The organism is Nocardiopsis sediminis, assembly GCF_042650565.1.
Classification (GTDB): Bacteria; Actinomycetota; Actinomycetes; order Streptosporangiales; family Streptosporangiaceae; genus Nocardiopsis_B; species Nocardiopsis_B sediminis.
Genome location: NZ_JBHSBH010000015.1, coordinates 173818 through 187997, shown reverse-complemented (window position 1 = coordinate 187997; position 14180 = coordinate 173818). Strand labels below are relative to the sequence as shown.

Genomic DNA, 14180 nt, shown 5'->3' with positions numbered 1-14180 from the left:
GAGGTCAGGCGAGGTAGCTGCGCAGGTGGCGGGCGGTGAGGGTGTCGCCTCCGGCGACGAGGTCGGCGGGGGTGCCGGTGAAGACCACCCGGCCGCCGTCGTGCCCCGCACCGGGGCCGAGGTCGATGATCCAGTCGGCGTGGGCCATGACGGCCTGGTGGTGCTCGATGACGATCACCGTGTTGCCGTCGTCGACCAGCCGGTCCAGCAGGGCCAGGAGCCGGTCGACATCGGCGAGGTGCAGGCCCGTCGTCGGCTCGTCCAGCACGTAGACCGTGCCGCGCTCGTTCATCCGGATCGCCAGCTTGAGCCGCTGCCGCTCACCGCCGGACAGGGTCGTCAGCGGCTGGCCCAGCCCGATGTAGCCCAGCCCCACATCGGCGAGCCGGTCCAGGATGCCCCGCGCCTTCCCCGAGGGGAAGAAGTCGCGCGCCTGGGCGACCGACATCGCCAGGACCTCGCTGATGTTCTTGCCGCGCAGGGTGTGGGCGAGGACGTCGCCGGTGAACCGCTTGCCGCCGCACTGCTCGCACACCGACGCCACCCCCGCCATCATGGCGAGGTCGGTGTAGACCAGCCCGATGCCCTTGCACGTGGGGCAGGCCCCCGCGGAGTTCGCGCTGAACAGCGACGCCTTGACCCCGTTGGCCTTGGCGAAGGCGGTGCGGATCGGGTCGAGCAGCCCGGTGTAGGTGGCGGGGTTGCTGCGGCGCGAGCCGCGGATGGCCGACTGGTCGACGACCACCACCCCCTCGCGCCCGGGCAGCGCGCCGTGGATCAGCGAGCTCTTGCCCGAGCCCGCCACACCGGTGACCACCGTGAGCACGCCGAGCGGGACGTCGACGCTGACGTCGCGGAGGTTGTGCAGGCTGGCGCCGGTGATCGGCAGCCGCCCGCGGGCGGTGCGCACCCGCGGGCGCAGCGCGGCGCGGTGGTCGAGGTGCTTGCCGGTGAGGGTGCCGGAGTCGCGCAGCCCGCCGACGCTTCCGGCGTAGCAGACCCGGCCGCCCGCGGTCCCGGCCCCCGGGCCGATGTCGACCACGTGGTCGGCGATCGCGACGGTCTCGGGCTTGTGCTCGACCACCAGGACCGTGTTGCCCTTGTCGCGCAGCCGCAGCAGCAGGTCGTTCATGCGCTGGATGTCGTGCGGGTGCAGGCCGATGGTGGGCTCGTCGAAGACGTAGGTGAGGTCGGTGAGCGGGGAGTTGAGGTGGCGCACCATCTTCACGCGCTGCGACTCGCCGCCCGACAGGGTGCCCGCCTCGCGGTCGAGGCTCAGGTAGCCCAGCCCGATCTCGGCCAGCGCGTCCAGCAGCTCCAGCAGGCCGGCCGCCATGGGCCCCACCGACGGGTCCCCGATGCCGCGGATGAACTCGGCGAGGTCGCTGACCTGCATGGCCGAACAGTCGGCGATGTTGCGGCCGTCGATCCGGGCGGCCAGCGCCGCCGGGTTGAGCCGCGCACCGCCGCACGCCGCGCAGGCGGTGAACGTCACCGCGCGGTCCACGAACTCCCGGATGCGGGGCTGCAATGCGTCGCGGTCCTTGGCCAGGAACGACTTCTGGACCCGCGGCATCAGCCCCTCGTAGGTGATGTTGCTGTTGCCGATCTTGACGGTGCCGGCGGGCCGGTGCATGAGGTCGGCCCACTGCTGTTCGGTGTAGTCCTTCAGCTTCACCGCGGGGTCGACGAACCCCGAATTGGCGTAGGTCTGCCAGTGCCAGGAGTTCACCGGGAAGCCGGGGGCGGTGATGGCGCCCTCGTTCAGGGACAGCTCGACGTCGACGACGTGGCCGACGTCGATCGTCGACACCCGGCCGAGCCCCTCGCACTCCATGCACATGCCCTCGGCCAGGTTGAAGCTGAACGCTCCCGCACCTCCGGCGTGCGGGGTGCCCAGGCGGCTGAAGATGATCCGCAGCATCGCGTAGGCGTCGGTCGCGGTGCCGACCGTGGAGCGGGAGTTGGCGCCCATCCGCTCCTGGCCGACGACGATCGCGGCGCTGAGGTTGCGCAGCGTGTCGACGTCGGGGCGGCCGGGGCTGGGCATGAACGACTGGAGGAACGCGGAGTAGGTCTCGTTGATCAGGCGCTGCGACTCCGCCGCGATGGTGCCGAACACCAGCGACGACTTGCCGGACCCGGACACCCCCGTGAAGACGGTCAGCCGGCGCTTGGGGATGTCGAGGGAGATGTCGGCGAGGTTGTTCTCCCGTGCGCCGCGGACCTGGATCACGTCGTGGCTGTCGGCGACGTGCCGGCCGCCGGACGGGGAGGTGCTCTCGGTGCGGATCGGCGGATGCTCCATGGGGACCCTTCACATGGTCGTGGGACGTCGCACGGGCGTGCGACGCCGAGGAGGACGGATGCAGAGAGGGGTGTCCCGGGGCTCTCATCGGAGCGCGGTCGGGGCTTCAATTATTTCATTGAAGTGGATGTGCAGGGTTTTCCCGATGTGAGGCGGAAAAACGGCACGTGGTGGATCGAAGCGAGCAGAAAACCCTCAACGTCCCGAGGCGGGTGCGCCGCTCGCACCGGACCGGCGGTTCCGGCCACGCCGGTCGGGGGGTTGCGGGCGGGACGGCTGTTGCGCCAGGGGCGCGCGCCGATGATCATGATCACGCACCGTCGCCGACGGGGAGCCGTTCCCGGTCCTCCGCTGGCAAGACCGCCGCGCGCGCGGGCCGGAATCGGCGGTTCCGGCCCGCCGTGGCATCCACCGTCGCCCATCCGCGACGACCTTCTATGCGCCCCGATCCGCCCCGGCCGCCGCCCTGCTCCGCCCCGAAGCCCCGGCCTGCGGCCGGGGCTTTTCGCGTCCGCGACCGCGGTCGGACCCCAGCGCCCCCTTGGTGATCCGCGTCAATCTTGCCGAAACATTGACAATCTTGCGCAAGGTTGTCACGATGTGACCCACGTCATCGCGTGTGATCGACGTAACGTCATCGTTCCTGCTGGGAGGGTTCCGTGAGTCCGACGCTCACCGACGTGGCCAAGAAGGCCAACGTCGCCCTGTCGACCGCGTCACGGGCGTTCAGCGACCCCGACCGCCTCGGTCCCGACACCTTGCGCAAGGTGCTGTCCACCGCGCGGGAACTCGGCTACGAGCCCCCCGCCCCCCGGGCCGCCGAGCCGCGCCCCGACACCGGGACCGTCACCGTCGCTGTGGTCGTCCCCGACGTCGCCAACCCGGTGTTCTCCGCGTTCGTCAAGGCCGCGCAGAGCCAGGGGTGGCACCGGCGCCACACGGTCGTCCTCGCCGACACCGACTTCGACCCCGACCGCGAGCGCGAGGTCATCGCGCACCTGCGCGACCGGGTCGACGGCCTCGTCGTCTGCTCGCCGCGGCTGGACGCCGCCGAGATCGAGGCCCTGAGCGGCGGCGTCCCCGTCGTCCTGGTCAACCGCGAGGCGACCGGGACCGACACCGTCCTCGCCGACGCCACCGACGGCCTGCGCCAGGCGCTCGACTACCTGACCGCGCTCGGCCACCGGCGCATCGCCTACGTGCAGGGCTCCCCCCGGTCCTGGTCCAACGCCCACCGCGTCGAGGTCGTCCGCCACCTCGCCGACACCCACGACCTCGAACTGGAGCTGCTGGGCTCACAGGCCGAGACCGTCGCCGGCGGCACGGCCGCCGCCGCCCGCGTGGTGGCCAGCGGGGCGACCGCGGTGATCGCCCACAACGACCTCGTCGCCCTGGGCGTGATCACCGGCGCCCGCACACTCGGCGTCCGGGTCCCCGACGACCTCTCCGTGGTCGGAATGGACGACATCCCCTTCGCCGCCGTGTCCCAGCCCACCCTGACCAGCATCGCCGTCCCCATGGGCCGGGCCGGCTCGCTCGCCCTGCGGATGCTCGACCAGGCCATGGCCGGCGACGGCGCGGGCCCCCGCTGCCTGCGCCTGCCCACCCAGCTGGTCGTCCGGGGCTCCACCCGCCCCGCCGCGGCCCGCGTCCCCGCCGACACCAGGGGGAACCCGTGAAGATCGTGATCGCCGACGCCAACCTGCGCCAGTGCCGCTCGGAACTCGGCCTGGCCCTGCCCGCCGGGTCCGAGGTCGTCTGGGCCGACCGGATGGCCGACCCCGGGCTGGAGGCCGCGGTGGCCGACGCCGACGTGCTCGTCAGCGGCCGGTGCCCCGCGGGCATCGCCGCGGCCGGCAAGGCGCTGAAGCTCGTCCACGCAGCGGGCGCGGGCGTCGAGAAGATCGACATCGGCGCGCTGCCGTCGGGCACCGTGGTCGCCAACACCTTCCACCACGAGGACTCCATCGCCGAATACGTGGTGGCCTCGGCGATCCTGCTCCGCCGCGGCTTCCTCGCCCAGGACCGCGCGCTGCGCACCGGGGAATGGGCCTCGCCCGCGCACGACCCCGCGGTGCCCTGGCCCGAGGCGCTGTCCTCGGCCACGGTCGGCTTCATCGGGTTCGGACACATCGGCGCCCGGGCGTGGGAGCGCCTGCGCGCGTTCGGCGCGACCGGGCTGGCCGTGACCCGCCGCGGCACCACCGACGCCGCCGCGCACGGCCTGGAATGGGCCGGGGCCATCGACGACCTCGGCGCGCTGCTCGACCGCTCCGACGTCGTCGTGCTCTCCGCCCCGCTCACCCCGCAGACCACCGGCATCATCGGCGCCGCCGAACTCGCCCGCATGGGCCCCCGCTCCATCCTGATCAACGTGGGCCGCGGGCCCCTGGTCCAGGAGAGGGCGCTCTACGAGGCGCTGGCCGACCGAGGCATCCTCGGCGCGGCCATCGACGTCTGGTACGCCTACCCCGACGGCGGCAACCGGGCCGCCCCGTCGGCCCTGCCCTTCCACGAGCTGCCGAACGCGCTGCTGACACCCCACTCCTCGGGGCTCACCCGCCAGACCTTCGCGGGCCGCGCGGCCGACATCGCGGCCAACATCGGCCGGCTCGCCGCCGGAGAACCGCTGGCCAACGTCGTGGCGGTGGCACCGTGACCGACCGCATCGCAACCGCCGAAGTCCTGGTCACCAGCCCCGGCCGCAACTACGTGGCACTGAAGGTCACCACCGAGGCCGGCGTCGTCGGCTGGGGCGACGCCACCCTCAACGGGCGCGAACTCGCCGTCGCCTCCTACCTGCGCGACCACGTCTGCCCGATCCTCATCGGCCGCGACCCCGCCCGCATCGAGGACACCTGGCAGTACCTCTACCGCGGCGTCTACTGGCGCGGCGGCTCGGTCACCATGGCCGCCATCGGCGCCGTCGACCTCGCCCTGTGGGACATCCTCGGCAAGACCGCGGGCCTGCCCGTGTACCGGCTGCTCGGCGGGGCCGTCCGCGACCGGATCCTGTCCTACACCCACGCCACCGGCTGGGACGTCCCGGCGCTCCTCGACGCCGTCGACGCCGTGCGCGACCGCGGCTTCCAGGCCGTGCGCGTGCAGACCGGGGTTCCCGGGCTCGACACGGTCTACGGGGTCCCGCGGGACCGCGCCGCCTACGAGCCGGCCGGCCGCGGCGCCGCCCCCGCCGAGGAGGTCTGGGACACCGGCGCCTACCTGCGCCACGTCCCCGGTGCACTCGCCGAGGTCCGGGCGCACACCGGGGACGACCTCGCCCTCCTCCACGACGCCCACCACCGGCTGACCCCCTCCCAGGCCGCCCGCCTCGCGCGCGATCTGGAGCCCGTCGACCTGTTCTGGCTGGAGGACGTCACCCCCGCGGAGAACCAAGACGTGCTGCGGCTGGTCCGCGCGCACTCCACCGTCCCGCTGGCCATCGGCGAGGTCTTCACGAGCGTCTTCGAGTTCCGCAGCCTCATCACCGAGCAGCTGATCGACTTCGTGCGCGCCGCCGTGTCCCACGCCGGGGGCATCAGCCACCTGCGCCGCATCGCCGCGCTGGCCGACGTCTGGCAGGTGCGGATGGCCCCGCACGGCCCCTCCGACGTCTCACCGGTGGCCCTGGCCGGCTCGCTCCACTTCGGCCTGGCCACCCCCAACTTCGCCATCCAGGAGTACATGGGCTACCCCGACCCGGTGCACGAGGTCTTCGGGCACGCGTGGACCTACGCCGACGGCCACCTGCACCCCGGCGACGCCCCCGGGCTCGGCGTCGAGGTCGACGAGGCGCTCGCCGCCAGATACCCCTACGAACGCGCCTACCTGCCCGTCGCCCGCAGGCGCGACGGCTCGATGACGGATTGGTGACGCCCATGACCCCGGGACCCCACCCGCCCCGCCTGGGGGCCGCCTCGACCCCCGCCGGCACGCTCGTGCACCACCGCGGCGGCCCCGAGACCGGCATCGTCCACCTGGGCCTGGGCAACTTCCACCGCGCCCACCAGGCCGTCTACACCGCGCAGGCGCTCGCCCACACCGACGGACCGTGGGGGATCCTCGGCGTGGCCAGCCGCTCCCCGGCGGTCGCCGACGCCCTGCGCGCCCAGGACCTGCGCTACAGCGTCCTGGAGGTCTCCCCGGAGGGCACCCGCGCGAGCGTCCCGGCCGTGCACACCGGCGTCCTCGTCGCCGCACAAGAGCCGGGCGCCGTCCTCGACGCCCTGGCCGCCCCCGCGACCGCGATCGTCACGCTCACCGTCACCGAGCACGGCTACACCTTCGCGCCCGGCAGCGGCGGCCTCGACCTCGCGAACCCGCTGGTGCGCGCGGACCTGGCCGGCACCGCGCCGCCCCGCACTACCATCGGGCTCCTCGCCCGCGGGCTGCTGCGCCGCGCCCGCACCCACGGCCGGCCGGTGACCGTGCTCAGCTGCGACAACCTCGTCCAGAACGGTGCCACCACGCGGCGGCTGCTGCGCGAATTCGCCGCCGAGCTGCCCGCGGCGGAGGGCGCCGAACTCCTCGCCTACCTCGACACCGCGGCCTTCCCCAACAGCATGGTCGACCGGATCGTGCCCGCGACCACCGACGCCTACCGCGCCACGGCGGCCCGGCTGCTGGGCGCCCGCGACGAGGTCCCGGTTCCGGCCGAGCCGTTCACGATGTGGGCCCTGGAGGACCGCTTCGCCGCGGGGCGGCCGGCGTGGGAGAGCGCCGGGGCCGTGTTCACCGACGAGGTCGACGCCTATGAGCTGATCAAGCTGCGGCTGCTCAACGGCACGCACTCGCTGCTGGCCTACCTCGGGGCGCTGCACGGCTGCGCCACGATCCCCGAGGCCATCGCCCGGCCGGAGATCGCCGCGGCCGCCGACCGCGTCCTGCGCACGGAGTACCTGCCAACGGTCCGCGTGCCCGGCGGCATGGACATCGAGCGCTACATCGCGGAGCTGTCCGCCCGCTGGTCCAACTTCGCCTTGGGCCACAAGACCAGCCAGGTCGGGTCGGACGGGTCGGTCAAGCTGCGCCAGCGGGTCCCGGAGCCGGCGCTCGCCCACCTGGCTGCGGGCCGGATGCCCCACCACCTCGCGCTGACCCTCGCCGCCTACCTGTGCTGCATCGCCCCGCCCCCCGGGTTCGACCCGGGACCGGCCGCCGCGGCCATGTCCGACCCCGCGCGCGCCACCCTCACCCCACTGGCAGGGGGCAGTGCCCGCGACTTCGCCGCCGCGGTCCTGCGCACCGGCCTGCTCGGCGCCGGGCTCGCGGAACACACCGCGTTCGCCGACCGCGTCGCCGAACTGATCACGGTCATCACCACCCACGGCCCTCTCACCGCGGCCCGCGAGACCGCCGAAGCGGCCGAACCCGACACACGCTCCCCGTCCGAGGACCCCGTCCCCGGCACACCGTCGACCACGCCCGCCCACTGACCACCACCATTCCGGCGACTGCAAAGGAGGCCTGATGACAGGACTTCTCCACCGCCTACGACCGGCGTAGAGGCGACGATCGCCCGGTCGCCGACCGGGCGCCTTGGTCGCGCATCCCGGACACACGACCCGGACCCCGATCCTGCCCGCCGTCGCGGCTCCGCCGCGCCGACGCCCGTTCACCGCTTCCCGTCCGAGACGGACGGCTCGGCCCGCTGACGCCGCACGACGGCACCGGGCATACCACCGGATTCCGGCCGATCCCGCCGGACGCCGCGCCACATCCGCATCTCGCATTCCGCACCCCGCCGGTGCCCGGCTCCGGCGTACCCGCCGTCCCGCTCACGGCGCGACCGGCCACCGGTCCCCGCCGGACCCGCACTCGATTCCCCGGACCCGCCCCGGATCTCCGGGCCCCGGGCTCCCGGACCCGCGGACTCCCGAACCCGCGGACCCGCGGACCCGCGGACCCGTCCCGGATCCCGATACCACGACCTAAGGAACCGCCATGACCGTGCCCACGACCACCCGGGCCGCCGTCCTGCACGGACCGCAGGACCTGCGCATCGAGGAACTCGCCCTGCCCCCGCTGGGGCACGATGACGTCCTCGTCGCCGTGGACGCGGTCGGGATCTGCGGCTCCGACATGCACTACTTCGCCAGCGGGCGCAACGGGCAGAACGTCCTGCGCAGCCCCACCGCGCTCGGGCACGAGGCGTCCGGTGTCGTGGCCGCCGCCGGACCCGGCGCGGCCATCCCCGTGGGCACCCGCTGCGCGGTCGAGCCCGCCGTGGGGTGCGGGCGGTGCCCGACCTGCCGCTCCGGCCGCTACAACCTGTGCCCCGCCGGGACCTGCCTCGGCTCCCCGCCCACCCACGGCGCGATCGCGGACCACATCGTCGTCCCCGCCCGCGCGGTCCACCCCCTGCCCGATGCCGTCCCCACCGAGACCGGCTCCCTGATCGAGCCGCTCGCCGTGGCGGTCTGGGCGGTCCGGCGCGCCGACGTCCGCTTCGGGCACCGGGTCCTGATCACCGGGGCCGGCCCCATCGGGATCCTGGCCGCCCAGGTGGCGCGCGCGGCCGGGGCGAGCGAGGTCGTCGTCACCGACGTCAACGACGCCCGGCTCGCCCGGGCCGCCGCCCTGGGCGCCACCGCCGTCCTCAACACCGCCGACGCCGCCCCCGCCCTCACGGGCATGGACCGGCTGCTGGAGTGCTCCGCCCACCCCGAGGCCCTGTGGCAGGGCATCCGCACCCTGGCGCCGGCGGCCCGCGCGACGGTCGTCGGCCAGGCCGCGCCCGCAGTCGACGGCCTGCCGCTCGCGTTCCTCCAGCGCTGGGAGATCGACCTGGTCACCGCGTTCCGCTACGCCCACGCCTTCCCCACGGCCATCGACCTGGCCGCGTCCGGCCGCGTCGACCTGGCCGGGGTGCTCACCGGCCGCTTCGACCTCGACCACACCGCCGACGCGCTGCGCGCCCCCGGGCACGACCCCGCCCACCTCAAGGTCGTCGTCCGGCCCGCGACAACGGCGCCCTGACCGCCGCACCCGCCGCCACACCCGTCACCCGCCATCACATCCACCACCACCCACCGCACCCACCACCCACCACCCACCACCGCACCCACCACCCACCGCTCACCACCCCACCCGCCCCGGCCCCAGGGCCCCGGTCCCCAGCGAGGAAAAATGGACGCCACACAGCCGGCAGCACCGGCACCGATGACGCCGGGCCCGAAGGCCCCGGCCCAGCCGGACCCCGACCCCCGCGCGGTGCGCCGCGCCGCGTGGGCGGGCCTGGTCGGCACCACGCTCGAGCAGTACGACTTCGTCATCTACGGCACCGCGTCCGCGCTGGTCTTCTCGGTGCTGTTCTTCCCGAACGTGTCCCCGGCCGTCGGCATCCTGGCGAGCTTCAGCGCCTACGCGGTCGGCTTCGCCGCCCGCCCCCTCGGGGGCCTGTTCTTCTCCCGTTACGGCGACCGGCTCGGCCGCAAGTGGGTGCTCGTCAGCACCCTGCTGCTCATGGGCGGCTCCACGCTGGCCATCGGCCTGCTGCCGACCTACACCCAGGCGGGCATCATCGCACCGGCGCTGCTCGTCATCTGCCGGTTCTTCCAGGGCGTCGGCGCCGGCGCGGAGCAGGCCGGCGCCGCCACGCTGCTCACCGAGACCGCCGGGGCGGGGCGCCGGGGCAGGTTCGCCTCGCTGGTCATGACCGGCGCGGCGCTCGGCACCGCCTTGGGAGCGGTGGCGTGGATGCTGGTGCAGCGGCTGCCCGAGGACGCCCTCATGAGCTGGGGGTGGCGGCTGGTCTTTCTCTCCAGCCTCGTCGTGACCGTCGTCGCCATGGTCATCCGCCGCACACTGGTCGAGAGCCCGGTCTTCACCGAGCTCAAGGAGCAGCACGTGCAGCCGCCCAAACCGGTGGGCGAGGTCTTCCGGTACGGCCGGCGTCCCACGCTCATGGTGCTGTTCATGAACGTCGGGGTGAGCGCCCAGTCCTACACCTACCAGGTGTTCATGGCCTCCTACCTGGTCTCGACGGTCGGCGTGGACGCCGATTTCGTCCCGCAGGTACTGCTGATCGGGGCGCTGTGCGGCGGCGTGGCCGCGGTGGGCTTCGGGGCGCTCTCCGACCGGTTCGGGCGCAAGCCGGTCTACACCGTGATGGTCGGCGCGATGGTGCTGCTCCCGGCGCCGACGTTCATCGCCCTCAACACCGGGTCGCCGGTGGCCATCACGGTCGCGATGATCGTCGGGTTCATCCTGGCCTGCCAGGGCGCGGTGGGCGTGCAGATGAGCTACTTCCCGGAGCTGTTCGGCAACCGCTACCGCTACGCCGGCGTGACGCTCGGCCGGGAGTTCTCCTCTGTTCTGGGCGGCGGGGTGGCCCCGCTGATCTGCGCGGCGCTGGTGAGCGCCTTCGCCGGCTCGTGGGTGCCCGTCGCGGCCTACATGATGGTGATGATGGCCGTCAGCCTCGTCGCGTCCCTCTTCGCCCCGGAGACCCTCGATCGCGACCTCACCACCGCCCACGACGCAACGGCCGCCCCGTCCGGCAGCGGCGCGGCCCCCGCCCCCGCAGCGGGGGACGCGGCACGGCGGTGACCTGAACCGCCACCGGTGCGGCGGAGCGGCCGTGACCGGTCGCACGGGAAGGCCCATGGCCACCCTCGGGGGAGGCCATGGGCCTTCCCGCGTCCGCCGCCCGCTCGCCGCCTCCGGGCCTTCTCCAGCGCACCGCGCGGCGAAGAAAGGTCCGACCAAGTCTTGACGTCGATGTTAACACGGTCGTAGCCTCCCCGTATTGGTTTGACCAATCTCACACAGGAGGTGGGTCCGGTGGGCATCGACGTCTCGAACCTGGTGCGCAGTCTGGCCGAACAGGCGACCCCTGAGGCCGACACCGGGCGCCTGCGCCTGCCCACCGAACGCGACCTCGTGGCCTCCCTGGAGGTCAGCCGCGGCACCCTGCGCGAGCAGCTGTCGATGCTCGCGATGCTGGGCTTCGTCGACCGCACCCAGGGCCGCGGCTCCTACCTGAGCGTGCCCGACGCGAGCTTCATCCAGCTCCACTTCGACCTGTCGAGCCAGCTCGGCCACCTCAGCAGCGACCAGTTCGGCTCGGCCCGCGAGATGCTCGAGATCTCCGTCGCCGAGACCGCGGCCCGCCGCGCCACCGCCGACGACGTCGACCACCTGCGCGCGCTGGTCGACGACATGGTGCACGCCAGCGCCGACGGCGACGACGACCGCGCCCTCGAAGCCGACCTGGCGTTCCACCGCGGCCTCGTCGCCATCGTCGACAACCCGATCTTCAGCCTGCTCCACGACGGGCTCAGCCACGTCCTGCGCAGCGAAGTCGTGCAGCGGCGGCGGGTGGCGGTCGAGCGCCAGCCGCTGAAGCCCGGCGCCACCCGGGTCACCGACACCGTCCACTACGGCATCGTCGAAGCCGTCGGCGAACGCGACGGCGACGGCGCCCGGATCGCCATGCGCCGCCATTTCGAGGTGTGGTCCTCGCTCACCGGCGGCCCCTGACCCGCGCCTGCCGGCCGCCACCCCGCCACCCGGACCACCCGCCCCGCACCACTCCGCAACCCACGGCCGCGGCCGCGCTGCGCCATGCCCCGCCATGCCCGCGGACCGCAGCCACCCCCAATCCCCAGGGAGGACAGCCATGCCCCGACCCACCGTGGTCTTCGCCGGAACGGGCGCGATCGGCCGGCCGATGGCGAGCCGCGTCGCGGCCGCCGGCCACCCGATCGTCGCGGTCGACCCCCATCCCGCCGCGCACGCCTGGGCCGAGGAGGCCGGGATCACCGCAGCCGCGTCCCTCGCCGAAGCGCCCCGCGCCGAGACCGTCGTGGTGATGGTCGCGACCCCTGAGCAACTGGCCGCGCTCGTGGACGACGCCCTCGCCGTGGGCGTCACCGGGCAGCGGTGGATCGTGATGAGCACGGTCGGCCCCGACAGCGTCCGCGAACAGGGCGGCCGCCTGGCCGCAGCGGGCGCCGCGGTCCTCGACGCCCCCGTGACCGGCGGCGTCGCCCGGGCCCGCACGGGCGAGCTCACCCTGTTCGCCGCCGGCCCCGCCGAGGACATCGCGGCCGCGCGCCCGGTCCTGGACCGCCTCGGCACCGTCCGCGAGGTCGGCGGCGAGATCGGCGCCGGCCAGGCGATCAAGGTCGTCAACCAGCACCTGTGCGCCGTGCACATCGTCGCCGCCGCCGAAGCCCTCTCCCTCGCCGGCGACCTGGGGCTGGACCGCCGGGACGTGCTCGCCCTGGTCGAGCAGGGCGCCGCGGGCTCGTGGATGCTCTCCGACCGCGGGCCGCGGATGCTCGAAGGGACCGACACGGAGGTCACCAGCGCCATCGGGATCTTCGTCAAGGACAGCGACCTCGTCGCACAGGCCGCCCGCGGCGCCGGCGCGCAGACGCCCCTCCTGGACGTCGCCCGGGACCGCTACGCGCGGGCGGCCGAGCTGGGCCTGGCCCGGCGCGATGACTCCCGCGTCATCGAGACCTACGGCGGCCCCGAGTGACCCCGCGGCAGCGCACCACCGCGCGCGCAGACCACCGAGGAGGAGCAGCCCATGCCCGCTGAGACCGACACCGCCGGGAGCCGCCGGGACGACGCCGCGAAGGTGTCAGCGGCCTCCATGATCGGCACCGCCGTGGAGAGCTACGACTTCTTCATCTTCGGCACCGCCTCCGCCGCCTACTTCGGCACCGTCTTCTTCCACTCCGGCAACGCCCTCGTGGGCGTGCTGGCCTCCTTCGCCACCCTCGCCGTCGGCTTCTTCTTCCGCCCCCTCGGCGGCTACCTCGCCGGCCACTACGGCGACCGGATCGGCCGCAAGGCCGTCCTGCTGTGGTCGCTGGCGGTCATGGGCGTCGGCACCGTCCTCATCGGCCTGCTGCCCACCTACGAGCAGGTGGGCGTGGCCGCCCCCGTCCTGCTGGTCGCCCTGCGCATCCTCCAGGGCATCGGCTTCGGCGCCGAATGGGGCGGGGCCGTGCTGATGGCGGTGGAGCACGCACCCCGGCTGCGCCGCGGCTTCTTCGGCGCCGTGCCCCAGATCGGGATCCCCGCCGGCCTGCTGCTGGCCAACGGCGCGTTCCTGCTGTCGGAGGCGCTCTTCGAGGGCGACTGGGTGTGGCGGGCGCCGTTCCTGTTCTCCGTCGTCATGATCGGCGCCGGGATGTTCATCCGGCTGCGCGTCGCCGAGTCGCCCGAGTTCACCGAGATGAAGGAGCGCAACGAGATCCGCCGGACCCCCGCGCTCGACGTCATCCGCAGGGACTGGCGGGTGATCGGCAAGATCATCGGGCTGCGCCTGGCCGAGACCGGCGGCTACTACATCACCACCAGCTTCCTGCTCTCCTACGTCGTCCTCGCATCCCTGGGGGAGACCGAGGACGTGCTCATCGGCACCATCGTCGGATCCGCGCTCGGCCTGGTCAGCCACCTCGCGTTCGGGGCGCTGTCCGACCGGATCGGCCGCAGGCCGGTGTTCCTGATCGGCTCGGTGACCGCCGTCGCCTTCGGCGTGCCGATGTTCCTCCTCGTCAACACCGGGGCGCTGGTCATGATCGTCGTCGCGGTGGCGATCGGGCTGGTGCTGACCCACGACCCCATCTTCGCGGTGGAGGCCTCGTGGTTCTCCGAACTGTTCCCGCGGGACGTGCGCTCGTCGGGCATCTCACTGGCCTACAACGGCGCCTCCATGGTCGCGGGCCTGCTGCCGTTCCTGGCGACCGCGCTCTACGGCTGGACCGGCTGGATCGGCCCGGCGCTGCTCTTCAGCGCCCTGGGCGTGGTCTCCACCCTCGCTGGCCTGGCCACCCGCGAAACCGCCCCGGCCAAGGCCGCCGACACCGCTCCCGGCCCCGAGCCCGCCCGGCCCACCGCCCCGCTGACCTGA

10 protein-coding genes are annotated in these 14180 nt (G+C 73.8%); 9 read left to right on the top strand and 1 reads right to left on the bottom strand.

Annotated features, from left to right (window positions below; translation table 11 throughout):
• Nucleotides 1–4: 4 nt before the first annotated feature.
• Complete coding sequence (locus ACFOVU_RS23465; protein WP_378537039.1) at nucleotides 5–2308, bottom strand: ATP-binding cassette domain-containing protein; 2304 nt, start codon at nucleotides 2306–2308, stop codon at nucleotides 5–7.
• A gap of 659 nt (nucleotides 2309–2967) precedes the next feature.
• Here ACFOVU_RS23465 and ACFOVU_RS23460 point away from each other — a divergent pair.
• From ACFOVU_RS23460 to ACFOVU_RS23420, 9 genes are all read left to right on the top strand, one after another.
• Nucleotides 2968–3987, top strand: a complete 1020-nt coding sequence (locus ACFOVU_RS23460; RefSeq protein ID WP_378537037.1) for a LacI family DNA-binding transcriptional regulator — start codon at nucleotides 2968–2970, stop codon at nucleotides 3985–3987.
• Complete coding sequence (locus ACFOVU_RS23455; RefSeq protein WP_378537035.1) at nucleotides 3984–4967, top strand: 2-hydroxyacid dehydrogenase; 984 nt, start codon at nucleotides 3984–3986, stop codon at nucleotides 4965–4967. Before ACFOVU_RS23460 ends, ACFOVU_RS23455 begins: the two co-directional genes overlap by 4 nt.
• Complete coding sequence (manD, locus tag ACFOVU_RS23450; RefSeq protein ID WP_378537033.1) at nucleotides 4964–6181, top strand: D-mannonate dehydratase ManD; 1218 nt, start codon at nucleotides 4964–4966, stop codon at nucleotides 6179–6181. Before ACFOVU_RS23455 ends, manD begins: the two co-directional genes overlap by 4 nt.
• A gap of 5 nt (nucleotides 6182–6186) precedes the next feature.
• Nucleotides 6187–7743 carry a mannitol dehydrogenase family protein gene (locus tag ACFOVU_RS23445; RefSeq protein WP_378537031.1) on the top strand — a complete coding sequence of 519 codons (1557 nt, stop codon included), beginning with the start codon at nucleotides 6187–6189 and terminating at the stop codon, nucleotides 7741–7743.
• Between the two features lie 508 nt (nucleotides 7744–8251).
• Nucleotides 8252–9286, top strand: a complete 1035-nt coding sequence (locus ACFOVU_RS23440) for an alcohol dehydrogenase catalytic domain-containing protein (protein ID WP_378537029.1) — start codon at nucleotides 8252–8254, stop codon at nucleotides 9284–9286.
• Nucleotides 9287–9436: 150 nt separating this feature from the next.
• Nucleotides 9437–10858: an MFS transporter gene (locus tag ACFOVU_RS23435; protein WP_378537027.1), complete on the top strand. Its 1422-nt coding sequence runs from the start codon at nucleotides 9437–9439 to the stop codon at nucleotides 10856–10858.
• A gap of 234 nt (nucleotides 10859–11092) precedes the next feature.
• On the top strand, nucleotides 11093–11791 hold the full coding sequence (locus tag ACFOVU_RS23430) for a FadR/GntR family transcriptional regulator (RefSeq protein WP_378537025.1): 699 nt from the start codon (nucleotides 11093–11095) through the stop codon (nucleotides 11789–11791).
• A gap of 139 nt (nucleotides 11792–11930) precedes the next feature.
• Nucleotides 11931–12797: an NAD(P)-dependent oxidoreductase gene (locus ACFOVU_RS23425; RefSeq protein WP_378537023.1), complete on the top strand. Its 867-nt coding sequence runs from the start codon at nucleotides 11931–11933 to the stop codon at nucleotides 12795–12797.
• A gap of 51 nt (nucleotides 12798–12848) precedes the next feature.
• Nucleotides 12849–14180: an MFS transporter gene (locus tag ACFOVU_RS23420; RefSeq protein ID WP_378537021.1), complete on the top strand. Its 1332-nt coding sequence runs from the start codon at nucleotides 12849–12851 to the stop codon at nucleotides 14178–14180.